At 44.8% G+C, this 23,573-nt stretch carries 24 protein-coding genes; 14 read left to right on the top strand and 10 right to left on the bottom strand.

Annotation, left to right across the window (positions count from 1 at the left end):
- The first annotated feature begins 10 nt into the window (after positions 1–10).
- Positions 11–1,159 carry a mannitol-1-phosphate 5-dehydrogenase gene (locus AC3CKG_RS19230; RefSeq protein WP_488529814.1) on the top strand — a complete coding sequence of 383 codons (1,149 nt, stop codon included), beginning with the start codon at positions 11–13 and terminating at the stop codon, positions 1,157–1,159.
- 50 nt (positions 1,160–1,209) lie between these two features.
- The gene (locus AC3CKG_RS19225) at positions 1,210–1,746 is read left to right on the top strand and encodes an MltR family transcriptional regulator (RefSeq protein ID WP_192852389.1); all 537 of its coding nucleotides are present in this window, start codon (positions 1,210–1,212) and stop codon (positions 1,744–1,746) included.
- Positions 1,747–2,010: 264 nt separating this feature from the next.
- Here AC3CKG_RS19225 and nagB read toward each other — a convergent pair whose 3' ends face one another.
- Positions 2,011–2,811, bottom strand: coding sequence for a glucosamine-6-phosphate deaminase (gene nagB / locus AC3CKG_RS19220; protein ID WP_017107061.1), 801 nt, complete (start codon positions 2,809–2,811; stop codon positions 2,011–2,013).
- Positions 2,812–3,414: 603 nt separating this feature from the next.
- The gene (locus AC3CKG_RS19215) at positions 3,415–3,768 is read right to left on the bottom strand and encodes a MaoP family protein (RefSeq protein ID WP_017107062.1); all 354 of its coding nucleotides are present in this window, start codon (positions 3,766–3,768) and stop codon (positions 3,415–3,417) included.
- Between the two features lie 154 nt (positions 3,769–3,922).
- On the opposite strand from AC3CKG_RS19215, the gene AC3CKG_RS19210 reads away from it, so the two are divergent.
- Positions 3,923–4,813, top strand: a complete 891-nt coding sequence (locus AC3CKG_RS19210) for a LysR family transcriptional regulator (RefSeq protein ID WP_029223593.1) — start codon at positions 3,923–3,925, stop codon at positions 4,811–4,813.
- A gap of 141 nt (positions 4,814–4,954) precedes the next feature.
- On the opposite strand, the gene AC3CKG_RS19205 is transcribed toward AC3CKG_RS19210, so the two are convergent.
- Positions 4,955–5,158 (bottom strand): hypothetical protein, encoded by a 204-nt coding sequence (locus tag AC3CKG_RS19205; RefSeq protein WP_065111752.1) that lies wholly within the window; start codon positions 5,156–5,158, stop codon positions 4,955–4,957.
- Positions 5,159–5,392: 234 nt separating this feature from the next.
- Here AC3CKG_RS19205 and AC3CKG_RS19200 point away from each other — a divergent pair, with 234 nt between their 5' ends.
- From AC3CKG_RS19200 to AC3CKG_RS19190, 3 genes are all read left to right on the top strand, one after another.
- Positions 5,393–6,769, top strand: a complete 1,377-nt coding sequence (locus AC3CKG_RS19200) for an AlkA N-terminal domain-containing protein (RefSeq protein ID WP_488529813.1) — start codon at positions 5,393–5,395, stop codon at positions 6,767–6,769.
- A gap of 25 nt (positions 6,770–6,794) precedes the next feature.
- Entirely contained in the window at positions 6,795–7,277 is a 483-nt protein-coding gene (locus tag AC3CKG_RS19195; RefSeq protein ID WP_488529812.1) for a methylated-DNA--[protein]-cysteine S-methyltransferase, read from the top strand.
- Between the two features lie 159 nt (positions 7,278–7,436).
- Complete coding sequence (locus AC3CKG_RS19190) at positions 7,437–7,823, top strand: hypothetical protein (RefSeq protein WP_488529811.1); 387 nt, start codon at positions 7,437–7,439, stop codon at positions 7,821–7,823.
- Between the two features lie 28 nt (positions 7,824–7,851).
- On the opposite strand, the gene nhaD is transcribed toward AC3CKG_RS19190, so the two are convergent.
- On the bottom strand, positions 7,852–9,291 hold the full coding sequence (gene nhaD, locus AC3CKG_RS19185) for a sodium:proton antiporter NhaD (protein ID WP_076667343.1): 1,440 nt from the start codon (positions 9,289–9,291) through the stop codon (positions 7,852–7,854).
- Positions 9,292–9,502: 211 nt separating this feature from the next.
- Positions 9,503–9,682: a hypothetical protein gene (locus AC3CKG_RS19180; protein ID WP_133146506.1), complete on the bottom strand. Its 180-nt coding sequence runs from the start codon at positions 9,680–9,682 to the stop codon at positions 9,503–9,505.
- Between the two features lie 524 nt (positions 9,683–10,206).
- On the opposite strand from AC3CKG_RS19180, the gene AC3CKG_RS19175 reads away from it, so the two are divergent.
- The 4 genes from AC3CKG_RS19175 to AC3CKG_RS19160 all read left to right on the top strand — a co-directional run bounded on the left by AC3CKG_RS19175 (position 10,207) and on the right by AC3CKG_RS19160 (position 12,963).
- Positions 10,207–10,944 carry a nucleoside recognition domain-containing protein gene (locus AC3CKG_RS19175; RefSeq protein WP_004732740.1) on the top strand — a complete coding sequence of 246 codons (738 nt, stop codon included), beginning with the start codon at positions 10,207–10,209 and terminating at the stop codon, positions 10,942–10,944.
- Positions 10,944–11,411 carry a YjiG family protein gene (locus AC3CKG_RS19170; RefSeq protein ID WP_004732741.1) on the top strand — a complete coding sequence of 156 codons (468 nt, stop codon included), beginning with the start codon at positions 10,944–10,946 and terminating at the stop codon, positions 11,409–11,411. The genes AC3CKG_RS19175 and AC3CKG_RS19170 overlap by 1 nt, the downstream gene beginning before the upstream one ends.
- A 626-nt stretch (positions 11,412–12,037) precedes the next feature.
- Complete coding sequence (locus AC3CKG_RS19165) at positions 12,038–12,424, top strand: MAPEG family protein (protein WP_004732742.1); 387 nt, start codon at positions 12,038–12,040, stop codon at positions 12,422–12,424.
- 8 nt (positions 12,425–12,432) lie between these two features.
- Entirely contained in the window at positions 12,433–12,963 is a 531-nt protein-coding gene (locus AC3CKG_RS19160) for a DNA mismatch repair protein (RefSeq protein ID WP_102513766.1), read from the top strand.
- Positions 12,964–13,006: 43 nt separating this feature from the next.
- Here the strand turns inward: AC3CKG_RS19160 and AC3CKG_RS19155 are convergent, their stop codons facing one another.
- Entirely contained in the window at positions 13,007–13,642 is a 636-nt protein-coding gene (locus AC3CKG_RS19155) for an START domain-containing protein (RefSeq protein ID WP_017111346.1), read from the bottom strand.
- A 247-nt stretch (positions 13,643–13,889) separates the two neighbouring features.
- A complete protein-coding gene (locus AC3CKG_RS19150) occupies positions 13,890–14,366 on the bottom strand; it encodes a YHS domain-containing (seleno)protein (protein ID WP_065111758.1) in 477 nt (158 codons plus the stop codon).
- A 110-nt stretch (positions 14,367–14,476) separates the two neighbouring features.
- On the opposite strand from AC3CKG_RS19150, the gene AC3CKG_RS19145 reads away from it, so the two are divergent.
- A complete protein-coding gene (locus AC3CKG_RS19145; protein WP_017111348.1) occupies positions 14,477–15,301 on the top strand; it encodes an AraC family transcriptional regulator in 825 nt (274 codons plus the stop codon).
- Positions 15,302–15,531: 230 nt separating this feature from the next.
- Positions 15,532–16,410, top strand: a complete 879-nt coding sequence (locus AC3CKG_RS19140; protein ID WP_102513768.1) for a 6-pyruvoyl trahydropterin synthase family protein — start codon at positions 15,532–15,534, stop codon at positions 16,408–16,410.
- A 142-nt stretch (positions 16,411–16,552) separates the two neighbouring features.
- On the opposite strand, the gene AC3CKG_RS19135 is transcribed toward AC3CKG_RS19140, so the two are convergent.
- Positions 16,553–17,593, bottom strand: a complete 1,041-nt coding sequence (locus AC3CKG_RS19135) for an acyltransferase (RefSeq protein WP_102340375.1) — start codon at positions 17,591–17,593, stop codon at positions 16,553–16,555.
- Between the two features lie 122 nt (positions 17,594–17,715).
- Entirely contained in the window at positions 17,716–18,672 is a 957-nt protein-coding gene (locus AC3CKG_RS19130) for an AEC family transporter (protein ID WP_099165943.1), read from the bottom strand.
- Positions 18,673–19,098: 426 nt separating this feature from the next.
- On the opposite strand from AC3CKG_RS19130, the gene AC3CKG_RS19125 reads away from it, so the two are divergent.
- Positions 19,099–19,692 carry a TetR/AcrR family transcriptional regulator gene (locus tag AC3CKG_RS19125; protein ID WP_017082983.1) on the top strand — a complete coding sequence of 198 codons (594 nt, stop codon included), beginning with the start codon at positions 19,099–19,101 and terminating at the stop codon, positions 19,690–19,692.
- A 200-nt stretch (positions 19,693–19,892) separates the two neighbouring features.
- Positions 19,893–20,741, top strand: coding sequence for an alpha/beta hydrolase (locus AC3CKG_RS19120; RefSeq protein ID WP_488529810.1), 849 nt, complete (start codon positions 19,893–19,895; stop codon positions 20,739–20,741).
- 136 nt (positions 20,742–20,877) lie between these two features.
- Here AC3CKG_RS19120 and AC3CKG_RS19115 read toward each other — a convergent pair whose 3' ends face one another.
- A complete protein-coding gene (locus AC3CKG_RS19115; protein ID WP_488529809.1) occupies positions 20,878–23,412 on the bottom strand; it encodes a glycosyl hydrolase family 18 protein in 2,535 nt (844 codons plus the stop codon).
- Positions 23,413–23,573: the final 161 nt, after the last annotated feature.

Here is a 23,573-nt window from a genome sequence, read left to right as displayed (position 1 = left end):
GGTCAAAATTATGAAAGCGTTACATTTTGGTGCAGGTAATATCGGTCGTGGTTTCATTGGTAAGCTTCTTTCTGACGCTGGTATGAAGGTTACGTTTGCTGACGTAAATGAAACGGTTGTAAATGCGTTAATTGAACGTCAAGAATACCCAGTTAAGATTGTTGGCGAAGAGTGTGTTGTTGAAGTTGTTAAGAATGTGACAGCGGTAAATTCAGCAACAGGTGCTGTAGTAGATTGCATTGCTGAGTCTGATATTGTGACAACAGCGGTAGGACCTACAGTTCTAAAAATCATCTCTAAGTCTATTGCTCAAGGCATTGAAAAGCGTGCAGCAGCAAACAACACGGCACCAATGAACATCATCGCGGCTGAGAACATGGTTCGCGGTACTAGCCAATTAAAAGCAGCAGTTTTAGAGCACCTTTCTGATGAAATGAAGGCGTTCACTGAAGAGCACATTGGTTTTGTTGATTCAGCGGTCGACCGTATTGTTCCACCGGCAGAAGCAGGTGAAACAGACCCTCTAGCGGTAACGGTTGAAACGTTCAGCGAGTGGATCGTAGACCAAACACAATTTAAGGGTGAGATTCCAAACATCCCAGGAATGGAATGCACTGATAACCTAATGGCTTTCGTTGAGCGTAAATTGTTCACGCTAAACACGGGTCACTTGGTAACGGCATACCTTGGTGTACTTGCTGGTCACGAGACAATTAAAGACTCTATCGAAGATGACGTAATCCGTGCTGAAGTAACAGCAACGATGGAAGAAAGTGGCGCTGTTCTAATTAAGCGTTACGGCTTTGATCCAGAAGCGCACGCGGCATACATCCAAAAAATTCTTGGTCGTTTTGCTAACCCGTTCCTACGTGATGAAGTGGATCGTGTTGGTCGTCAACCTATTCGTAAGCTGAGCCCTCAAGATCGCCTAGTCAAGCCATTGAACGGTACGCTAGAATACGGACTACCAAATGCTAATCTAGTAAAAGCGATCGCAGCTGCGTTCCATTACAAAAATGAAGATGACCCTCAAGCGGTTGAACTTCAGGCAATGTTCGCAGAAAAAGGTTTTGCTGAGACATTAGCGCATTATTCTGAGCTGAATAGTGACTCAGAAGTTGTTAAACTAGCGGAAGAAGCTTATCTAGCATTGAAATGATAAACCATCAAAGTGCCACACCAGTGGCACTTTCTTATTGTCGAGCCGTTATGCCAATACAAACTAGCCATGAAACTGAATTACTCGAAGCCCTTTCGGAAGCTGAGAGTGCTAGCGCCTGCCTAATGGCTGCTTACGATGCATTGGATGACACAGTAGATGCCGTATTAAAAAACATCTTTAAGAAAGACGACACGGCAATTAAGTTCGTTGTAGAACCACTTCTCAACAGTGGTGGGCCGTTAGGCGAGATCATGATTCGTGCTAAGTTGCTACTCGGGCTTGGTGTGATCAGTAAAGAACTCTACGACGATCTAGAGGTTTTCGTTACCTTGAAAGAGTGGGCGAAAATACAGGGCGAAGACACCAGCTTTACAGAAGTTGATGTGATATTTGAGCTCAACAAGGTGCACGCGATTCAGCGTATTATGCCGATCGAATATGACGCAGAGATGGTGGAAACTATGTCTGGCCCAATGCTTGAAATGTTCTTGGGGCGACATAATCAAAAGGTGAAGTCGACGATCATATTGGCTATCACTGACATTATTACGACCTTATGCCGAGATAACGCGCTGAGCTCTTAGCTTTAGTTTACAGCCCTGCTTAACTTGTTTCGCATCCTACATATCTTGTAGCTGTTCGTTCGTATCAATACAAAGTTTAAAATGATGGCGGTTTCTCTCGTTGGAGAAATCGCTTTGTTGTTTTTGTGCCTATAAAAAATACCCGAAACCTCTTTTCCCATTAAACACAAAAGCAGCAGACACAAAAAAAGCCACATTCAGTGGCTTTTTCTATTCAAGACGCTCTCTTTATTAAAAACGCCCTTCTATCCAAGACTATGGGGATTATAGGTCTTGGATGTTCTCAGCTTCTAGCTCTTGGAAGTAGCGTAGAGTCTTAACTTTTAGCTCTTGTTGAGCTGGCTCATCAGCAACGATGATAGCTTTACGGTGCATCTGTAGAGCTGTAACAGTCCACATGTGGTTTACAGAACCTTCGATAGCCATTTGAAGCGCTTGCGCTTTGTTGTGGCCTAGAGAAAGGATCATTACTTCTTCAGAATCTAGAAGAGTAGCAACACCGATAGTTAGTGCGTATTTAGGAACTTGGTTGATGTCGCCATCGAAGAAACGAGAGTTCGCGATACGAGTGTCTTCAGTCAACGTTTTGATACGAGTGCGTGAAGATAGAGAAGAACCTGGTTCGTTGAATGCGATGTGACCGTCGATGCCTACGCCGCCCATGAACAGGTTGATTTTACCGTATGAACGGATTTTCTCTTCGTATGCTGCACAGTGAGCATCGATGTCTTCAGCTTTGCCGTCTAGCAGGTTGATGTTTTCTGCTTGAATATCAACGTGGTTGAAGAAGTTCTCGTGCATGAATGTGCGGTAAGACTCTGGGTGGTTAGGTTCGATACCAACGTACTCATCCATGTTGAATGTTACAACGTGCTTGAAGCTCACTTCGCCCGCTTTGTAAAGTTCAATTAGCTCAGCATAAGTAGTTAGAGGTGTGCTACCAGTAGGAAGACCTAGAACAAATGGACGCTCAGCCGTTGGAGCGAATTTTTTGATAGAATCTGCGATGTGACGAGCAGCCCATTTACCTACTTTTGCTTTGTTGCTTAAAGGAATAAGTCTCATTGATTTTGCCCCTAGAAATTAAATTTTATAGTGTTCTGAAACATTAATTCGCATTATAAAATAAGTTATCCACTTCCGCTATTGTTTTAGGTCAAGTTTTTACTTTTTTAATGGTATCTGTGACTAGAACTCTCAAAATTGCACATTTTTTGTATGGATATTTGGTGTCGTTAAACAAGATTAATACGTTTGTCATATATCGTCACGTCAATCTAATACAGTCGCTGAAGACATCAATCCTGCCCTGAAAATTGCGTTAGCTTATTCGAGTCTAGGTCAGTCGTGATAACGAGGTATTTATCACAATAGAGCTATGTTTAGGTTAGGAGGTTCTGGTCTCGTGATTACGGATAAATGAGTATAGCTGAAAGGAAAGGTGATGAAGGGGGCTTAAGCCTATGATGATAAGTGGAACGGAATTAGTGAATAAGTACAGTGTAAGATAATCACATTTTAGTCACGATTAGCCATTCTATCATTATGAATTTTATATACATATTGGTAAAAAGGTGTACTTTAGCTAGACTTATAACTTACGACGTAAAAGTGTATTTGAAGCAAAAAAAAGCCCAAAGCGATGATGTATCACTTTGAGCTATTTTACTAATCTTCTAACACTAACTCACTTTCGTATTCTTCCCTTGGCACTTCACCGCGTTTGCAGCCGTTTAGGGTATGAAAGCGGCGGCGTCCACGAGCTAGTTGAATGTATTTCAACCAGACAAGGTCTAACTTGGACTTTGCCTTATGAGGGTGAGACAACACTTTGATGAAGTGTTTTTCTTCTGCATTGATTGGTGTTAGTTCACCAGTCTCAAGTGCAAGCATAGTGTCACCAAACAAGGTTAGGATTTCCTCTTCTGACAGAGTAAAATTACCTGACTTAGCGAACCCTCGTGGGAATTTAATGGTGTCATAAAAACGTTTTTTTCCGTGTCGGAATTCGGTCTCAGACATATCAGCCTCAGTAATGTGGTTAGATAGAAATTAGTGTTTATTGCTCACGCGAAAATATTGTTAAAAGGCTAAAATAGGAAACAAAACGTTTTTGCCTTTACGATAAACAATCCTAGATCGGCTAGTTAGCAGATTTATTACAGAGATGTATTTGATGGATGTGAAAGTATTTAGAACCTTTCTTGAGGTTGCAAGGGTGCGCCATTTTGGGCGTGCAGCTGAAAACTTGTATTTAACACAAGCGGCGGTGAGTGCGCGAATCAAACAGCTTGAAGGCTATTTTGATACTCAGCTCTTCATTCGTGACCGCAATAACATCAAGCTCACCTCTTCCGGTGAACGTTTGATTGGTTATGCTGAAGTGATGGTGTCTACCTTACAACAAGCCAAATTTGAGCTGTCGTTGGAAAGTGGCAAAGCCCTGCAGTTAACACTGGGTGGCACCCCGAATATTTGGGATGCGTATCTGCAAAACTGTTTGAGCGTAGTGACCGATTCTTTCGGCGGCTACGGCTTCATGGCAGAGGTGATGGGGCGCGAGCAACTGAACCGTAATTTGTTAGAACGAACCTTAGATATGGCTTTTGCGTTCGATCAGATCAAAGCGGAAGAGCTGAACTGTAAAAAAGTCGCTGATTTGGTTTTGGTGTTGGTATCAACGCAACAAGATGATCTGGAATCTGTATTCCAACATAAATACGTTTATGTCGATTGGGGAACGCGTTTTGGTTCTGAACATGCCGAGCGTCACCCAAAAGTGCCCGCGCCGTATCTACGTACCTCAACGGCTCGTATCGCTTTAGATTTTATCTTAGAGAAAGGTGGCAGTGCGTATTTACCTGTTTCTATGGTTGAGCCTTTTATCGACTCAGGTCAGCTTCATAAGGTGAAAGGTGTTGAAGATTGGTATCGCCCTATTTACCTCAGCTACCGTAAAAGCAGCACCTCGGTTGACGCGATTATTCAAGTTGAGAAGTTGGTTAACGAGATTGACCCATCGACTGCTTACACGTTGCAACAAGCCGCTGAGCAAGCACCAGAATAGTGGTATTCGTTATCACTATGGTGCTGATGAAGTAAAAAGTTGATTCGATAAAAAATGGCTCCCAAGGGAGCCATTTTTGTTTTTAAACCAGTTTAAGCCTGGTATCTGTAACCGATTTTCAAAGTGTTATTTTTGAAAGAGTTATAGGTTCATTAAGTTCTCAATGGACTCTTCAAGAGAGTGAGATAGATATGAATGGATCTGATGCCCATCGGTTGCGTCTATTTCAATCTTAGAAATCCCGTTGCTCGCTTTATCTTCAAGAAAGCTGAGAGATTGTTCGACTGATTGACTGGTGAGAACTTGTTGGTTTGATAAAACAATACGACACGTGTGTAAAACCATAGCCTTTTTCCTTATTATTCAATAGGTCTCTGCATCTTGGCGTGCTAAGTACCTATCGTTGACGTTGTGAGAAGAGCACCTTCTCTAGGTTAAATTTAGCCGAATTGAGTAAAATTAACACCTTTTTTGTGATTTATCTGACCTTCGCTTCCGAAAATGGCTAGCGACAATGGAAGTTAACGGTAAACTTTTAGTTATCAGAATGAAGGTTATGATCAAAGGGAAGAGCACGACATGTCGAAAAGTATTCATCACAACAGTACGTTGACGAGTGAGCAGTGCCATTTAGCTCGTTATGCACGAGATGCTCGTTTTGATGGGATGTTTTTTACTGCGGTGAAAACGACGGGCATTTTTTGTCGACCTATTTGCCCAGCGAGCCCACCCAAAGAAGAAAATGTCGAATACTTTTCTCATCAAGCTCAGGCTTTGAAAGCGGGTTATCGCCCTTGTTTACGTTGTCGTCCAGACAGCGCGCCTTTCTCTCCAGCTTGGAAAGGGGTTGAAACTACCTTTCTGCGAGCTATGCAATTAATCGATAACGGCGCGCTGAATTCGGGTTCGATTGTCGACCTTGCGACCCGACTAGGCATCTCAGATCGTTATTTACGAACCTTGTTCGACAATTACATCGGGGTGTCACCGAAGCAATATAGCCTTTATAGCCAGTTGATGTTTGCCAAGCAGTTACTGCATACCAGCAGCATGAGTATTACAGACGTAGGCTTTGCGAGTGGTTTTAACAGCACGCGCCGTTTCAATGATGCCTTTCAAAAAGAGCTGCAGCTTTCGCCAAGTCAAATCCGAAGAGCTAAGCCAAGTAACAACCTAAGTAATCATATCCAACTCAGTTTCCATGGTCCGTTGGACTGGGATCACTTGCTGGCCTTTTATCGACGACGAATGATTGAAGGCTTAGAAGAGGTGGGCGACGGCTACTACCAACGCACAGTGAACGTGAATGGTTCGAAAGGCTGGTTCAAGGCGACTTTAGCCAAAGAGAGCAGCTTGGATATTGAGTTTGAGTTGGATGATATGAGCCAATTAAGAAGCTTGATCGCCAATATTAGACGTATGTTCGACCTTGATGTTGATATCAGCAAAGTTGAAGATTTCTTTACCACCATTGATCCCAACTTGGTTGCTAAGAGTGGTATTCGCATCCCTGGTGTGTGGAGTGCTTGGGAAGCCGGAGTAAGAGCGATTCTGGGCCAACAAGTTTCGGTAACGGCGGCGATTGGTCAGCTCAACTTATTGGTCAAAGAGCTTTCTGGTGAGCATGAGAAAGCCAGCTTCCCAACGCCTAAACAGATAGCTGAGGCGGATGTTAGCTTCTTGAGAATGCCAGGAAGTCGCAAGGAAACCTTAAAGCGTTTTGCCCAATACATGGTCGATAACGAAGCTGAGCATCCTTCTAAGTGGATTGACCTCAAAGGTATTGGTCCTTGGACGATCCAATATGCGCTGCTGCGTGGGCTAAGTGAACCTAACCATTTGCTCGTAGGCGATTTGGTGGTGAAGAAGTTCATCGAGCATCGTCCTGCTATTAATGCAGAGAGCGTTTCACCTTGGGGAAGCTACGCCACATTCCATTGTTGGAATCAATCTTAATCGGAATACTAAGCTAGGAGATATTATGGCTAACCGTTTTACTTACTACGAGAGCCCTCTGGGCACAGTGACTTTACAGGCGAACGATGAAGGGCTGTTAGGTCTATGGTTTGAAATATACACCACCAAGCCTGAAGAATTAGGTGTTCGAGATGATGGCTTTCCGATCTTTGAATTGGTCACTGACCAACTCAATCTCTACTTTTCTGGTGAGGTTATCCAGTTTTCTGTGCCAATCGCGGCAAAGGGCACGCCATTTCAGCAATCGGTTTGGCAAGCACTCACAACGATTCCTTACGGGGAAACATGGAGCTATGCACAACTGGCTGATGCGATTGGTAACCCAAAGGCGGTGCGTGCAGTGGGTTTAGCGAATGGAAAAAATCCGGTGTCAGTGATTGTGCCATGTCACCGTGTGATTGGTAAAAATGGCAAGCTGACCGGGTATGCGGGCGGTGTAGAACGCAAACAGCGCTTGTTAGCGATTGAGGGCAGAATCGAGGAGTAGAGAGTCTTTCTGCCGGTTTTCTGTTGAAGATTACGTATTGATTACCGATGAACGTTGAGATTTCTAAAGTGTGACTTCGCAATAAAAGTGGCTGCTTTCTGGAAAATATTTATTTGGTTGCATATCCTTTAACCATGTTCTCTAGGCAAGGATGCCCAAATGAATAGCCATCACTCTCTAATAATTGGCTGCAGTAGCGCACTGTTACTAACAGGATGCTTAACGGATACCACCCGTCCCTTCGAAGTCCCTCGGCTTGTTTTATTCAGTGGTATGTACGAGAACGCAGATAATGAAAGTTATCTCGAATTCGAGTCAGGACAAGTCATTTATCAATCAGCAAACAGCAGTGTTACCCGCAGTTATCATGTCGAAGATGACCTGATCAACATTGAGCTGAATTCAGGGAATAGCCGCGAGGGGCCTGGGTTGGTAATGCGAATTCATCATGAAGGTGCCATGCTAACGTGCAATCAGTGTCCAGCTATGCAGTTAAGCAATATCTGGACACGAGTCGAAAAACCATTAGATGATTCTACTCTCTAGAATAAGACTCTATCAAAACAGAGTCTTATTAAAAAAGGTCACCGTTCAACCAAAGGTGGGCAGCGATACTCACCACGTAACCAATCATGATCACCGGCATCCATTTCAGGTGACCAAAGAAAGTATATTTGCCGTGTGCCGCCCCCATTAATGCCACACCTGCTGCGCTACCAATCGACAATAAGCTACCGCCCACACCTGCCGTTAAGGTAATCAACAACCAGTTACCAATCGACATTTGAGGCTCCATCGATAACACCGCAAACATAACCGGGATGTTATCGACAATTGCAGACAAGATCCCCACCATGATGTTGGCCCAAATTGGATCCCATTGGCTGTACATCACCCCAGACGCAAGTTCCAAATACCCAAGCAGACTCAAACCACCGACGCACATTACAACACCATAGAAGAACAGCAGTGTGTCCCACTCGGCATGCGAAACTCTTCGAAATACATCAAAGGGTACGACTGAGCCGAGTCGCTTCAATGCGCCCTCATCGTTATTGGCAATCGCCACCGCTTTTTTCTTAGCGAGTGAGTTGGGTAAGGTCTTACGCAAGTAATAACCAAAGAACTGCAGATAGGCGAGCCCCATCATCATGCCCATTACAGGAGGGAAGTGAATCACGGCGTGGAAAGCGACAGCTGTGGCAATCGTCATGATGAACAAAAATACGATGCGTCTTGCGCCTCGTTTAAGTTCAATATGTTGATGCACCGTGTCGGGTTGAGTCGTCGGGACAAAGTAAGACATGATCAGGGCTGGAACAATGTAGTTCATGACTGAAGGGATAAATAGGGGAAGAAACTCGCTAAAACTTACGTAGCCAGCCTGCCATACCATCAGCGTTGTGATGTCCCCGAATGGACTGAATGCGCCGCCAGCATTAGCTGCAATTACGATATTCACACAAGCAAGGTTTACGAATTTTGGGTTTGATCCTGCTACCTTGAGGACCACTGCACACATTAATAAAGCGGTGGTGAGGTTGTCGGCAATCGGAGAGATAAAGAAGGCCAGAATACCGGTTAACCAGAACAGAGAACGGAAGTTAAAGCCTTTACCCACCATCCAAGCCTGAAGCGCATCAAACAGTCTTCTTTCTTCCATAGCGCTGATGTACGTCATCGCGACCAATAGGAAAAGCAGTAATTCGGCGTATTCGAGTAGGTTGTGTTCGAGTGCTTGTTTCGCTACCTCAGTGAGGTTGTGTTCTTGGTAGGTGAAGCCAATGATGATCCAGATAAGGCCTGCAGCAAGTAAAACTGGCTTCGATTTCCGCAGCTTTAAATACTCTTCCATCATCACAACGATGTACGCGACAACGAAAATGGTTAGGGATAGGTAGCCAACAAATGAGTTGGTGAGTTTGAGAGGTTCTCCCAACTGAGCAGTAGCAGCGCCTGCCGTAGTAGAAAAAAACAAAAAAGAGAGAACAACTGAAAGCTGGATACCTAGCATGGATTACGCTCCGAAGTTAATAAGTCATTAACACGGGTAAAAGCGTAGACCTAAATAACCATGTGGAGCGTGATAGATATCTTAATAATTCAATAGATTATGTTGAAAACCAGAAACTATGATGGAAAGCTTAGATCATTGGAAAATAGAGATGAAGTGAAAAAGCTCTATCGAACACTATGCCGATAGAGCTTCTTCTAAATCGCCAACATTATGCTGCATTCTGAGTAAACGTCATTGTTTGCTCTACAGCACATACCTCAACAGGCCAGCCGTAGGATTGGTATTCCATCGCAAGTTGGTCCGCAACCGCGCGAGAAACCGTTGCTGTGATCCACATACCTTTACCCATTACTTGATACTTAAGTGTTTTCATTTCCATATTAACCACTGCTCTCCTTCAATATTGGCAGCGCGAAGTCTATAGCACCTCTATTTGCTGGAATTTCGAATTTAGCTCAAATCCTTTATAAAATAGCTCATCGTTTCCGCTCGGCTTAAAATCCAATCAACTGGAGGCAAACGGTTGTATTCTAGAAGCGAAATCACTTTTTAAGTATTTGTATTATAATAAAATTCAAATTGAGCACAAAAAGCCTTGTAAGAGATCTCTCACGAGATTATCAGAGATCGGCTTGTGTGTGGGATTCTTGCCTGAAGCTTGATTTGTGTGGCGACTGTGTGTGTTTTCGGTTGCGTTGTTGAAGCGAATTTGGATTAGTTTTGTATGTGAAATATTCTAAACTTTTTAGCAATAGCTTCTAGTTTTAAATCCAAATCACAGTTTTATATGTTGCTGTTGTTCTTTTATTCAAACCGATACGCTATTTGATTTTGGTCAGTAACCTTTTGCTCATTAGTTTGCACTATCTATACGTGTTCTGTTCCACATAAACGAGATGTATAGAGGTCCTTATGACTAATCCAACCAAAACCGATCGTAAAGTCACGATCGGCAGTTACATCGCACTCGCTTTCGCGGTTGTGTTCTTTTCAGGTTTAATGCAGTCCAACGAATGGTATGGCGTATTAGATTTTACGACGCTTAATGGTTCATTTGGCAAGGTCGCTTACGATGTGAGTGAAACTGCCGATGGTATCCAAGCTGCTACTACTTCATTGCGAGGTAAAGGCGGTAGCGGTGCTCGCGACGGTTTCATTTTTGCTTTGACACTTATTCCGACCGTGATGTTTGCGCTAGGTATGATCAACGTTCTTGAGCATTACGGCGCATTGGATGCAGCTCGTAAACTACTCACTCCACTACTTCGTCCTTTGATGGGTATTCCGGGCAACTCAGGCTTGGCACTGATCGCTTCTCTGCAAAGTACCGATGCGGGTGCCGCAATGACACGTCAGCTCAAAGATGAAGGACATCTGACTAAGCGTGAAACCGATGTTTTCACCATGTTCCAGTTCACGGCGGGTGCGGCTATCGTTAATTTCTTCTCTTCAGGTGCGGTGCTGTTCACGTTGACGGCGATGGACGGTTCTCTTGCTGTGACTTCGTCTATTGGCTTAGCGGTTGCGGTGATGTTTGTTTTCAAATTTGTCGGTGCGAACCTATTCCGTATCTACCTCAATATTACTGAAGGCAAAGAAGACAAACCAAAAGCAGATAAAGAACAAAAACTGGAAGAGGAAGTAGCATAATGAGCGAAGTTAAAGCAAAGAAACCAATGGTTACTGATATTTTCGTTGAAGGTGCTAAGAAAGGCTGGGTCATTGCGACTACCTCTACGGTACCGAATGTTCTAATGGCATTCGTCATCATCAAAGCATTACAAATCACGGGTGCGCTGGATCTGATGGGCAGTGTGTTTGCACCTATCATGGCGGTGTTTGGTTTACCTGGCGAAGCGGCAGCGGTATTGATTGGCGCGTGGATGTCGATGGGCGGTGCAGTGGGCGTGGTTATCACGCTGTTTGACCAAGGTATTCTGAATGGCACTCATATTGCTATTTTGGCGCCAGCTATCTACTTGATGGGCTCTCAGGTGCAATACATGGGGCGTATCATGGGCCCGATTGGTACTGAAGGCCGTTACATCCCGGTGATGATCGCGATTTCAGTGTTGAATGCCTTTGGTGCAATGTTCTTGATGAACATTATTTTGTAACGTGACTTTTAACGGTTAGCTGCTAACAGCTTTTAGACGTTACAAAAAAGGAAACCCCGTTTGGCTTTCACCAAACGGGGTCTATTCTTTTCGTAGCCATCCTGCTACTGCGCGTTACTTATCTTTCAATAGGTAACTGGTGCTCCCTGCATCGTTCCTTGACGTGGCTAAATCCTTTAACCTATCCAATTCGTCGCCGTCCTAGCGGTGTCCTTGCTAACTCATCATCCTGATAAGTGACTCTATCCTAGAGCATAACTTCCTTGCTGATAACTCATCCTAAGCCATCAAATCTTCATCCTGAAGATACCTAATCCGTTAGGCTTTTTCCTGTTCCTGCCAACTCCCTGTCGACATGTGTATTAAACACTGCAGAGGCTTTACTCACAATCCACCTGAAAAAATAAATGCACTCGCTAACCGAAAGAAATATGCGCGGATTCATATAAAACAAGGGGTTGAGTTTGTGTTTTAGGAATTTTCTGCGAAGCTTGATTGTGATCTCTTACGTTCGGTGTGAGAGATCTCTTACAAGTGTTCGGGCGTGAATATCCTTCTATGTTGACTTCATCCGTTAGTCTAGAGGTAAAACATGCCCAACAAACTCCAAGCAATAGGGAAAAATAATGGTAACAGCACTTTACGCAGCTTTGCTGACAGTCGTAATGATTTGGTTGGCGATTGAGGTGATTAAACAGAGGCGAATCAATCTTGTTGCTCATGCCGATGGCGGTGTTGAGTCGTTACAGATAGCACGTTCGGCACAAAGTAACGCTATGGACTACATCCCAATCACAGTGATTTTGATGGGGTTGTTAGAGATGAATGGGGCTGGTGTTTGGCTTATTCATGTCATTGGTGTGGCGTTCATTCTGGGGCGAGTGATTCATGCAAAAGGGATCTTGGCGAAAAACTTTAAAGGCCGCAAAGTGGGGATGGTGTTAACGCTTATCTGCATGATCTCTTTGATTGTCCTAAACTTAGCTTACCTACCTTTTGATAAAATGTTCTAGGGAGCATTATGGCATTGCGCCTTCCTCCTGCTTGGGCGATTGTCCTTGCAGGTCTCATACTGAACGTCATGGCGATTGTCATGTCGAGTTTGGTGTTAGACAAAATTGAAGCGGAGAAAGCGGAATACAACGATCGTAAATACGGCAATGTGTACTCAATACAACTGGCCTGGAACACGATCGAAACCTTAGAGCGCAAGCGTGAAGCCATTCTGATCCACCTAGATAAACCCTCAACAGAAACCGCTCAACCTGCCACCATCCTCGATGAAGCGCTCCGCGGCCAACTCCGGAGTTGGGTGAGCGATGAGGTGCCGGCCATCTCGTTGGCTAATTTACCCAAGCTTATGATGCTGATAAACAGTGCCCAAGAGTCGCAACGAGCACGAATCGATGACTACTATTTGGATAATCTGACCTTGGTTGAATTAATCCAAAGGCTCGATGAGAAAATGGCTTTCTACAAGAATATTGCCCTGTTTCTTCAGGTGTTTGGTTTAGCACTTATCTTAGCTCGCGATCTAGCCAGAAGACCATAGCTTCTCTGGCTTTTTCGGCTTGCGACTGGAATTATCTGTATAGCTAACGAGATTCGCTTGGCAGGTTAGGGTGCTGTTGGTCTTGGTACTTTGGTAGTTGTTCTTTCAATCCTTTAAACGTGCTCAGTGCACTGCCAATCGATAACTTATTCATCAACCAATTTGGCAAGATCCCACCTGCGTTCGCATACGCGGTGTAGGTAATGTAAGTATTGCCATTGGTGAGCGGTTGCAGCGTCCAAAGTGCGTCTACATCGTAAATTCGAATATACCCCGACTCTTTCGCCAAATAGTTAGATGCATCTTTAATCGACAAGACAAACTGGCCATCCTCAATGCTGTATTTTGAGTAGGTCACCATATCGCGATCTCTAGCAGGCCATGGCGCTTTGAATTGGGTATAGACGATATTTTCATCCTCAGATATCTGCATCAAGACACGACTTTCCGATACGTTATCTATCCAGTTTGGCACGTTCTCACTGTCTTCCAATAACAGCAAAAAACCAGAATAAGTGGTGGGCGTTTGCATTTGTGCTCGTATCTCTACCAAGCCTTCAGTGTGAGGTCTCTTATCAATGATGATGCCATCTTCACTTTTGACGAACTGCCACGGGTTGGCATAAGTCAGTGTTGATAAGGCGCAAAGTCCGAGTGCAAAAATCCTAGGTAATATCATTATTCTTCCATGAAAAGAAAAGCTTATCTTTTAGGAGTATAGAATAAAAATGGATTTGATTCGTACTGAGGACTTATTGATTTTTCATAAGCTTGAGCGACATATCGTTGTTTATTGTGGTGAGACAAATAACTTTAGGTTTATCTCTAGTTGGGAGGTCATAAAGAAAAACGGAAGCGTTCGGTCGCTTCCGTTTTGTTAGTGGGCAATGGATAAACGTTGAATGCTAGAACTTAGAACTTAGAACCTAGAGCTTGTAGGCTTCGACGGTTTTTATCGTCGTCCAGTTGCTGTTGGCATCTTGGATGAACTCTTGTGTGTTCTCCAACCAACGTTTTTGAACTGACTTGTCTAAGTTCAAGTACAACTTCCCATCTTCTACTTTCCAAGCGAGAGGGTCAGTTTCAAATTTCTTACCCATTGCTACACCGAAGGCGCAGTAACCGCCATACTGAGGTGCATAGGCTGCTGGGTTAGCTCGAAATTCATCTCTGTTTTCACTGCTCGCAAAGTTATAAATCGCATTCTTATAAGTCGCCGTGAATTCAGAGGTGCCTTTAACTGGCCCTTGATTGGCAAAGTAGGCGACAGGGTCATAACCTTTAATGGCGAGATCATTTTTGTCGACACTCATATCAAGGTCTGCTGCCATTAACGAAAAGCTGGTTCCTAGTAACGCGGCCAATAGAGTGATTTTTTGACTGGTCGATTTCATGTGTGACATATCAAGTTCCTTGTCAGTGTTGGTTATCTTGTTTGAAGTAATTTAGCCCACTCGTCCGGTCTATAGAGGGACAAAAGAACTTAAAAGTAAGCGAATCGTTCGGAGGATACATGGATCTGCTTTCACAACTAATGGAACACTTCTCGATACGTACCGGTGTTTTCTATTCTGGCAATTTGTGTGGAGTGTCGTCATTTAAGCCGCAACAAGGTAAAGAAGGGCACCTTCATGTATTGAGCGCGGGTGAATTGACTTTGTCTAGTGCGCACACGGAGTACAGGCAACTGTCACAGCCCTGCATTATTTACCTTCCGAACAGCACACCACATGTGATTGAAGGCGTGGGAGAAGGTGCTGAGGTCGTGTGTGCGAATGTCGAATATCGTTCAGGGCAGATGAATCCTTTATTGTCTGCTTTGCCTGACGTGATAGTCATTCCGTTTGCGGATGCACCTAACTTAATGCCAGTGATAGAGGTGCTATTTCGAGAGTCGAGCCAAGATTCATCGGGGCAACAATATCTAATGGACAAGTTGAGTGACGCCTTGATGGCTTTGATTTTCCGCCACCTCATTGAACAACAGCAGATCGATCAAGGCGTATTTTCTGCGCTTGCTCATCCGCGGCTTGCTCCGGTCGTTACTGCGATTCACCTAATGCCTGCTCGCCACTTTTCGATAGAGCAAATGGCTTCATTGGCAGCGATGTCTCGAACTCAGTTTATAGAAGCGTTCAAGCGTGAAGTCGGTGAAACCCCAGGTGACTATGTACAAAAGTGGCGGGTGTCTGTTGCTCAGTCGTTGCTGCTACAAAATAAGCCGATCAATTGGGTGGCGGATGAAGTGGGGTACAACAGCTATTCTGGCTTCTCTCGAGCTTTTCAGCACGTTACGGGAATGTCGCCGCGTTTGTGGCTAAAGCAAAATGTGTCGTGAATCGCTGGGCAACCCTAACTGAAATGTGGCTATTAGCATGAGGCTAGTCTATGTTTTAGCGGAAATTGAGCGTAGTTTGTTCAATTCTCAACTGACGGTGTAAAAAGGTGGACTTTATAAGCGCGTTGTAACATTCTGCCCGTCCTATTTTATCAGACATCAATGAGACGAAGTGCCTGCTGAACATTATTCAGCCTCCCGTATCTCATTAAAGCACTAAGGAGTTTAACTTGAACCTATTTGTAAGAGACCTTACCGTTATCGATTCTTCATATATCTGTGAACACAGAGGGGTCGTAGGAGATAGTTGGATTTTAGATGTCACCATGTCTGGTGAACTGAATGAAATGAGCATGGTGCTGGATTTTAGCAAGGTCAAAAAGCAGATCAAACAGCTTGTCGATCAGCACGTTGATCACCGTTTGCTGCTGCCAATGCAAAGCGCTGCAATTGTTCTTCAAGCTAGCAAAGCGGGCTACTCTAAGGTTGATGTATTGCGTGGTGACAAGAGTCTTCACCTACATTGCCCTGACGAAGCATATTGCTTGATTGATGCAGAAGCGATCACCATCGAGAGCGTGACCGCACACGTTTATCATATTCTGCGCGATCACCTACCATGTAACGTCACAGGGTTAGAAATCACCCTTCGTCATGAGAATATTAATGGCGCGTTTTACCACTACACCCATGGTTTGAAAAAGCATGATGGCAACTGCCAACGCATCGCCCATGGTCATCGTTCTCCAGTAGAAATCGTGGTTGATGGTCAGCGCGACGAGCAACGCGAACAAGCATTTGCTCAGCGTTGGGAAGACATTTACTTAGGTTCTAAAGAAGACCAAGTTTCAGTTTCATCACTTAACCTGAGTGAACACGCGCAAAGCGTTAATGATGAAAGCCACTATGGTTTCCGCTACACCGCACCTCAAGGCGAATTTGAGCTAGCGATTGCTAAGAGCGAAACGGAAATCTTACCAACCGATACCACGGTAGAATTACTTGCGGGCTATATCGCGGATCAAGTGGCTCCAAGCTTGGCAGAAAACCAGTCATTACAAATCGTGGCTTATGAAGGGGTAGGTAAAGGCGCGATGGCGTTCTTATAACACCTCACGAGTGAGATAACCTCAGTTCCAATATTATGAAAGAAAGGCAAGATATTAAGTTATCTTGCCTTTCTTTTTTGTGGCTTTTTAAAACTGATTTAGCGGATAGTTTTAGGCACAAACACAAACACAAACACAAACACTAACGCAGTAGCACGCGTCGTAGTGGCGTTTTCTCGATCCCAACAACCAACCCGAAGCTCAATAATACAGTGCCAAAAAATACTGTAACGTCTTTTGCCAATTCCGTAATGCCCAAGACTCCGCAAACATTGAACAGCACGATAATGATCAGCAGATGGCAAACGTAGATACCTAGCATGCGATTCGAAATAGCACGAACCCACGCGTAATCACCGATGTTTGGATTAGCTAGAAGCCACATAAACACGCCCATTCCCCATAACGCTGTACCAAATAAGAAATCATTCATGTTGAATGCGATGTCAAAGGTGGTTAGCCATGCTGCCTCAGCAAAGTGGATCAACATGCCTAACGCCAATAACCCTAATGCCTTAGCTGAGGACACTTTCCATTGATGCTGACGAATGAGGAAACCTAAGGTCACCATTAACGTGCTGAAGAACGGACCGTTACGTGTGAAGAAAGGGGCACTAAGGTCGGTTAAGCTTGTGTAGCTGCCCGCCAATACACCATAGACGTAAAGCAGAATGGCCGCTGGAAGTAGAAGCTTATCGAGTTTCATCTCGACCATTAAGGCGATGATCAAAACCGCGCACACCAAAGCGGGAATGAACCATAAGTGAACCAGTCCACCCTCTAAGAAAGAGTTGAGCGGGGTATTCATTAGGAAGCCCCAGTAACCCTGTCGTTCGCCCAAGTAACCCAATTCTTCAACCTTAGCGAGGTTGAATGGCATGACTAGACAAATGATGCTCCACGCTAACCAAACTTTAAGTAGTGGTTTGGAGTAGTTAATGAAGGTTGTCCAAGGCGACGCTGTGAGCTTAGGTTGAATCAGATAGCCGGAAATAAGGAAGAACAGAGGCACGGCGAAGCGAGCGGTTTGGTTGAGCACATAACCAATCCATGGCACTTCATCGATTTGCCAATAAGTAAGTGCCATCTGGCCGTGTAAGCCAATGATCGCCAAGATAGCAATCACTCGACCCAACTCGATACTGGCGATGCGTTGTGAAGGCGTATGTTGAACGGAAGACATATCAGATCTCTAAGAAAAATTTCGTAAAATCTAACAGTCTTTATGTGGAATCAGTTAGTCCTAAATCAAAGCTGAAGGCCTTTGATTTAAGGCTTATATTGATTTTTTGAAGCCTGTCGCAGCTATATTAAATCCATTGCAGTCAATGCAAATATACCAAGCGTGCAAGTGATAAGTGAAACGACAGTGGTTAGCGCGATTATATTGGCTGCTAACGTTGAGTTTCCGCCCATCGCACGCGCCATAACATAGCTTGCCGCTGCCGTTGGTGCTGCGCTCATCAAGAAGATAAGCCCTAGATCGAGCCCTTCAAACCCTATGTACCAAGCAGCCAATGTAATTAGTAGCGGTGAGGCAATTAACTTGTAGCTAGAGGCGAACCACGTAGACAACTTTTCTTGTTTTAGCGAACTAATATCTAGAGAGCCACCAGTACAGAGCAGAGCCAAAGGCAAAGTCATATTGGCAAAGTATTGCCCAGCGTCAGTCACCATTTTTGGAATGGGAATTGAAAGTGCATAGAAGACGACCGCTAAGAAGATAGCGATGATTAACGGGTTTTTGGTGATGGACTTGGCGATCACTTTAATGGCTTTAGCGCCGGTGTCTTTGCCTTTGGGTGTTAGTGCAATCACGGCTTGAATGTTATACAGCACGGTTAGGGATGCGACATAGATAGCCGCCAATGCTACGCCTTGGTTGCCATAGATATTGGCCACATAGGCGAGGCCGATGATCGCGGTATTAGCGCGGAATCCACCTTGGACAATCACACCTTGATCTTTCGAACCTTTGAATACCAATTTGGTCGAGAAAATAGTAAACAAGAAAAAGACAAAGTTAGCGATGACGCCAAACGCAACTAACGCGCTACTGGCTGAAAAGTTGTGATTCGATTGAACAATACTCAGAAATAGCATCGCGGGTAGGGTGACTTGAAACACCACCTTGGATGCGACATCGATGAAGTTGTCATTGATTAAGCCAATTCGCTTGAGCATCACACCAAGAAACAGCATTAAACAGATAGGGCCTGTTACTGACGCCGAAAACGCAAACTGTTCCCAAAGTGTGTTCATTGTTTTTCCTTTGTTAGTCGATTTCAATTTCCTTTGAATACTGTCGCATTTTTCCACAGTTATTAGGGCATGTGGACCTTTCGAGCTAATTTTTGCAGCGAATTGCTGGGTATGTCTACAAGGCAGAGGCTTTGATGTGTAGCTAGCCTACATGAAAGGCCGATAACGCAGTAGAAATGACCAGCAAACGCTGCCCGAAGGGTTCGGCTAAAAGCGTTTTACTCTTTGTTGAGGGGGATTTGCTTAGAATGACTAGGCTACTTCCCCCTCGCCGCGATTAAAACGCTTTTATCTCGAACAAAATTTTACCGCGAAAGGTCAACACGCCCTAGATAAGACAAAATGAATACCAAGGGTTAAGTAAAAAACTTGAAAAAAAGTACGAACGTGCTAAAAATAAAGCATCATATTTATTATTGGTGAATAATGAGCAAAGGAAAGATAACCAAAGAGTATATTTTGAGCCATGCATTTGCGCTTGCGAGTGAGAATGGTCTCGAGAGTTTGACGATTGGCGAATTAGCCAAGCAGTGTGGTATGTCTAAGAGTGGATTGTTTGCGCACTTCAACTCTAAAGAGAACCTGCAACTCTCTGTACTCGAATATTCCAACGCCATATTCACTGAAAGAGTCATCATTCCGGCGAGAGAGTTGGGCGACGGTGATATTGAAGCCAAGCTTAAACAACTGCTCGATAACTGGCTGGGTTGGAATCATTCATTCCAAGGCAGCTGCATGTTTATTGATGCTTGGAAAGACGCTGGCAGTGAAACCTCTGTGATTCAGAAGGCACTGCAGAAAACCATTTCAGTGTGGATTGATTACTTGACGATTCAGGTAGCAAAAGCGGTTGAGAGCAAACAGTTCAGGGCCGATTTAGATCCAAAACAGGCAACCTTTGAATTATATGGCCTTTATTTGAGTGCGAACTTGTTCTACTCGTTACGAGGCCAACAAGCGAGCCACACCCACTTTTGGAGTGGTGTACAACGCTTAATCGCCAGTTGGAAAGTCGCTTAATTCGTTTTTAAGCGGAGCATTGCTTAGGTAAGTTTAGCTAGGTGACAGTGACAAATAATTTTAAGAGAAATGGCGGAAAGCTACGATAAACTTCTATAAGTAGCAGCAGCGCCATTTTTTATATCAACAAATAGCACGGTCGTTCGATTTTAGGGCCGAGCTCGATCCGCCAGATTATGATGGCGATACAAGGAACGGTCATGAGTGACAAAATCTATTTTAATACATCGAACAAGTTCAGCTTCAAGCGCAGTCTAATTGGGGCTACAACCAATCTGCATTACATCTTAGCGCCGAGCCACGCAAAGAAAACGGCACGTAAACTGCTGCTCACTCCAATGCGTACTGAGCAGAAAAATGCCGATCCCCAAGGGCTTATCAAGAGTGAAATCAAAGGTCGTGATGGCGTCTTAAAAACGTATTCTTTGGGTACTGGTCCAGTTTGGGTGCTTACCCACGGTTGGTCAGGCACCGCGAGTCAGTTCTTTCCTTTAATGGAACACATCGCCGCGAAAGGATTTACGGCCTTGGCTTACGATCATCCTGCTCATGGTGGCAGCGATGGCGTACATGGTCATATCCCTGCGTTTGTGAACGGCCTTGAAGCCATTCTCGATTCAGTGGGTGAGGTAGCAGGTTTGGTCGGTCACAGTATGGGCACGGCTTCTGCGTTGGAGTGTAAGCACGTTAAATTAGAAAACAGACCTTTGTTGCTCATTGCACCTGTGTTGGATTATCTAGAAAACCTATTTGGTAGCGTGGCTCGTTCTGGTTACTCAATGAAGTTGTTTGAGGCGGTCGTGGGTGAAGTGGAAGAGCAGTTTAACTACCCAATTCAGTCTGTTGATCCCTATGGAAAGCTAGCGCTTCGTGAGTCTCAGACGATCATTGTTCATGATGAGCAAGACAAGTTTACTAAGTTTGGTGTGTCTCAGCGTGCCGCTAATGAAATGGGTCGCGTTACCTTGATTGCCACTCAAGGCCAAGGCCATGGGCGAGTAATGAAGTGCCCACAAGTATTCGAGAGCTTTGATAACTTGATTAGCTAAGCCTAACGAGCGTAGTCAGTAGAACGCCAGTTAAGAAAATAAATAATAAAAAGGCCAACCAGACATTCTCTGGTTGGCCTTTGCTTTAGGGATTTAGTTGATGCTTAGTCAGTATTTAACTAAGCACTATTTTTAGTTAGCAGCTTGCAGGACCGATCTCTTTCCACACACCCCATTGGCCTGTCGTTGTTGGATCTTCACCTGTTGTCCACCATTTCGCTTCCCAAACCTTACCGCCTTGAGTCACTTGGTCGCCGCCAGTGTAGACTGCACTTGAATCCCAAGCGTTAGTACACGTACCGCCGCCAGTAGTTTTCTTAAGCACTTTTATTGAAGTAGCCGCGACTGATGTCTCTGTGCCATCGCTGACTGTTACAGAGAAGTTCAGCGTTGTATCTTGCGTGTATTCCGCCGCCACAAAGCTTACTGAAGAACCTTGAACCGTTGCATCAATACCAGCAGGTACATCCCACGTGAAGGTCAATGTGTCTTGGTCAGCATCGCTCGAAGCCGAAGCATCAACCACGACTACATCACCCGCATTCACTTCAGCCGGAGCCGTAACCACAGCAACTGGTGCTGTATTGACTGGGCCTGTGTCTTTAGGAGTTACCGTTACAACAACGGTGTCAGTTGCAGTAGCACCTTCGTTATCAGTTACCGTTAGGCTGAACGTGAGTACTTCTTGTTGAGCGACTTCAACCACATCGAAGCTTGCAACAGCCGCATTCGCGTTGGCCAGAGTTACGGCTGTTCCGCTTACTTGTGACCAAGCATAGCTCGCAATCGTACCGTCGCTGTCTTTTGAAGCGCTACCGTCTAGAGAAACAGAAGCTGGGCCTTCAACCGAGAGGTCTGCGCCCGCTGCTGCGGTTGGTTTACGGTTTACAGGATCAGTAGTTCCACCTGCAAGACCTTCATGCATCGCGTTCAGGATATCGCCGTTATCCGCATCAATTTCCCAAGAGAATAGACCCGCAAGGCCAAGGCTACGAACGTATGCGCCTTTTGCTTTTACTGAGCGGTCATCATCAAATGTGATTAGCTGACCTGAAGTACGGTTCCAAACGTAAGGCGCTTCTGCCATTTCGTCGTAGCCATACTCAAAGCCGTTGATGCCTTGGTTGTTTGCACCAAGCATGTTCGCTTTAATGCCTTTGTAATCGATAACGCCATCTTCCCATACACCCTGAGCAGAGCTGCCGGTCAGTTTGCCATTACCTACGCCAGTCATCGGGTCGCTTGGATCTGAAAGTGATGATGGTAATACGCCTTCCCAACCACGACCGTACATCGCTGTACCAACCACAAGTTTGTTCGCTGGAACACCTTGCTCAAGCAGCAATTGGATGCCGTTGTCAGTGGTGTAAGCTGGGCCAGTGTACTGTTCGCCATTTTCATCAAGGCCTGTGCCATCACATTGACCAGGGCGCATGAAGTTACCGCAGTTGAGTGCTGTTTGGTGACCTAACACGTTGTTCCAACCGCCGTAGAAGTCGTAAGTCATTGCGAAGATGTAATCCATGTATTGGATAGCATCGCCGTAGTTCACGTCTTCAATCTTATCGTGACCAACACCGATCGCTGATGTTAGCTCGTAAGTACGGCTGTTCTCAGCTTCTAGCTCATCCAACATAACGCGCAGTTCTGCCATCAATGCAATGTAAGCAGGGCCGTCATTCACAGGGTCACCAAGATCGGGAGCAGCACCGCCGCCACCAGGGAATTCCCAATCGATATCTACACCGTCGTAGAATTTCCATGTGTTAAGGAATTTCTTAACCGATGCGACGAACGTGTCGCGGTTCGCTTTGGTTGTGAAATCGAAGAACGGGTCAGATAGCGTCCAACCACCAATCGATGGAATGATTTTTAAGTCTGGATTGCGCTGTTTTAGCGCCATCATCATCGCGTAGTTACCCTTGATAGGTGAGCTGTATTCGTGTCCTGCTTGAGGGAAACTCTTCTGGAAAGCAGCCCAAGGGTCATGAATCACCACTTCGTAATCGTTAACGCCCTGACACGCTGTCATGAGTGCGTTGTAGCTGTTACCGCCTACTGATTTTACTGATTCATTAGGACCACAAATTGGGATGAAGCCGTAAAGGATATGGGTCAAGTTGTCAGCGGGTAGGTTATCGACTGTGTAATCACGGCCATAGATGCCCCACTCAACAAAGTAAGTACCTACTACCGTGTTTGGATCTGTGTTGTATGACTTGTTGTTCGGGTCCACATTCATCGCAAGTGGCGCTAAGTGTGAGCCATCGGTATCTGCGATTGTGATCTGAGCGGGTGCACTCTTGGCACAGCCTGTTTCGTCACACGCTTCGATTTCCATCTGAAATAAGCCGCCTTGGCCGTATTCGAATGAAGCTGTCGTTTGGCTGCCAGTTATAGGGCCAGTGGCCACTTTAACGCCATCAAAGTAGATGTTGTAAGTGTTTCCTGACGTTCCGCTCCATTGGTTGAATTTAACGTCGACCTTTGCTTTGTCGTGATATTTAACCATCTGGTTATAGCCAGAAGTCGTTTCCATCGCGAGTTCAATTTTAGAAAACTGTAGGTTGTTGGAACCGTACATGTCGATGCTAGGTGCTGTTGGTGCAGCTAATGCTGTACCTGATAGCGCTAGAGCAATGCTTGCCGCACAGGTATTAATACGAATCATACTATTTCTCTCATTCCTTGAAGGTTACGAGAACCAAATGGCCCCATAAACGGCTCCAATCAGTTTTGAAGGAGCTTCCCAGTCAGTATTCGAGAGAGTTTTAATTTTATAACTGAAAATAAATCCGTTTTCGATGGACAACTAAAAAATATTGTTTCGTT

It is taken from the genome of Vibrio sp. QJM3NY_15 (assembly GCF_057785995.1).
This window is presented reverse-complemented; position numbering and strand designations above follow the sequence as displayed.

Bases quoted from the DNA above. Each gene is read 5' to 3' on its own strand.
- AC3CKG_RS19225 (WP_192852389.1), top strand. From the start codon at position 1,210: ATGCCAATACAAACTAGCCATGAAACTGAATTACTCGAAGCCCTTTCG.
- AC3CKG_RS19150 (WP_065111758.1), bottom strand. From the start codon at position 14,366: ATGTCACACATGAAATCGACCAGTCAAAAAATCACTCTATTGGCCGCG.
- AC3CKG_RS19155 (WP_017111346.1), bottom strand. From the start codon at position 13,642: ATGATATTACCTAGGATTTTTGCACTCGGACTTTGCGCCTTATCAACA.
- AC3CKG_RS19160 (WP_102513766.1), top strand. From the start codon at position 12,433: ATGGCATTGCGCCTTCCTCCTGCTTGGGCGATTGTCCTTGCAGGTCTC.
- nhaD (WP_076667343.1), bottom strand. From the start codon at position 9,291: ATGCTAGGTATCCAGCTTTCAGTTGTTCTCTCTTTTTTGTTTTTTTCT.
- nagB (WP_017107061.1), bottom strand. From the start codon at position 2,811: ATGAGACTTATTCCTTTAAGCAACAAAGCAAAAGTAGGTAAATGGGCT.
- AC3CKG_RS19230 (WP_488529814.1), top strand. From the start codon at position 11: ATGAAAGCGTTACATTTTGGTGCAGGTAATATCGGTCGTGGTTTCATT.
- AC3CKG_RS19115 (WP_488529809.1), bottom strand. From the start codon at position 23,412: ATGATTCGTATTAATACCTGTGCGGCAAGCATTGCTCTAGCGCTATCA.
- AC3CKG_RS19145 (WP_017111348.1), top strand. From the start codon at position 14,477: ATGGATCTGCTTTCACAACTAATGGAACACTTCTCGATACGTACCGGT.
- AC3CKG_RS19175 (WP_004732740.1), top strand. From the start codon at position 10,207: ATGACTAATCCAACCAAAACCGATCGTAAAGTCACGATCGGCAGTTAC.
- AC3CKG_RS19195 (WP_488529812.1), top strand. From the start codon at position 6,795: ATGGCTAACCGTTTTACTTACTACGAGAGCCCTCTGGGCACAGTGACT.
- AC3CKG_RS19215 (WP_017107062.1), bottom strand. From the start codon at position 3,768: ATGTCTGAGACCGAATTCCGACACGGAAAAAAACGTTTTTATGACACC.
- AC3CKG_RS19135 (WP_102340375.1), bottom strand. From the start codon at position 17,593: ATGTCTTCCGTTCAACATACGCCTTCACAACGCATCGCCAGTATCGAG.
- AC3CKG_RS19170 (WP_004732741.1), top strand. From the start codon at position 10,944: ATGAGCGAAGTTAAAGCAAAGAAACCAATGGTTACTGATATTTTCGTT.
- AC3CKG_RS19165 (WP_004732742.1), top strand. From the start codon at position 12,038: ATGGTAACAGCACTTTACGCAGCTTTGCTGACAGTCGTAATGATTTGG.
- AC3CKG_RS19190 (WP_488529811.1), top strand. From the start codon at position 7,437: ATGAATAGCCATCACTCTCTAATAATTGGCTGCAGTAGCGCACTGTTA.
- AC3CKG_RS19125 (WP_017082983.1), top strand. From the start codon at position 19,099: ATGAGCAAAGGAAAGATAACCAAAGAGTATATTTTGAGCCATGCATTT.
- AC3CKG_RS19130 (WP_099165943.1), bottom strand. From the start codon at position 18,672: ATGAACACACTTTGGGAACAGTTTGCGTTTTCGGCGTCAGTAACAGGC.
- AC3CKG_RS19210 (WP_029223593.1), top strand. From the start codon at position 3,923: ATGGATGTGAAAGTATTTAGAACCTTTCTTGAGGTTGCAAGGGTGCGC.
- AC3CKG_RS19200 (WP_488529813.1), top strand. From the start codon at position 5,393: ATGTCGAAAAGTATTCATCACAACAGTACGTTGACGAGTGAGCAGTGC.
- AC3CKG_RS19205 (WP_065111752.1), bottom strand. From the start codon at position 5,158: ATGGTTTTACACACGTGTCGTATTGTTTTATCAAACCAACAAGTTCTC.
- AC3CKG_RS19120 (WP_488529810.1), top strand. From the start codon at position 19,893: ATGAGTGACAAAATCTATTTTAATACATCGAACAAGTTCAGCTTCAAG.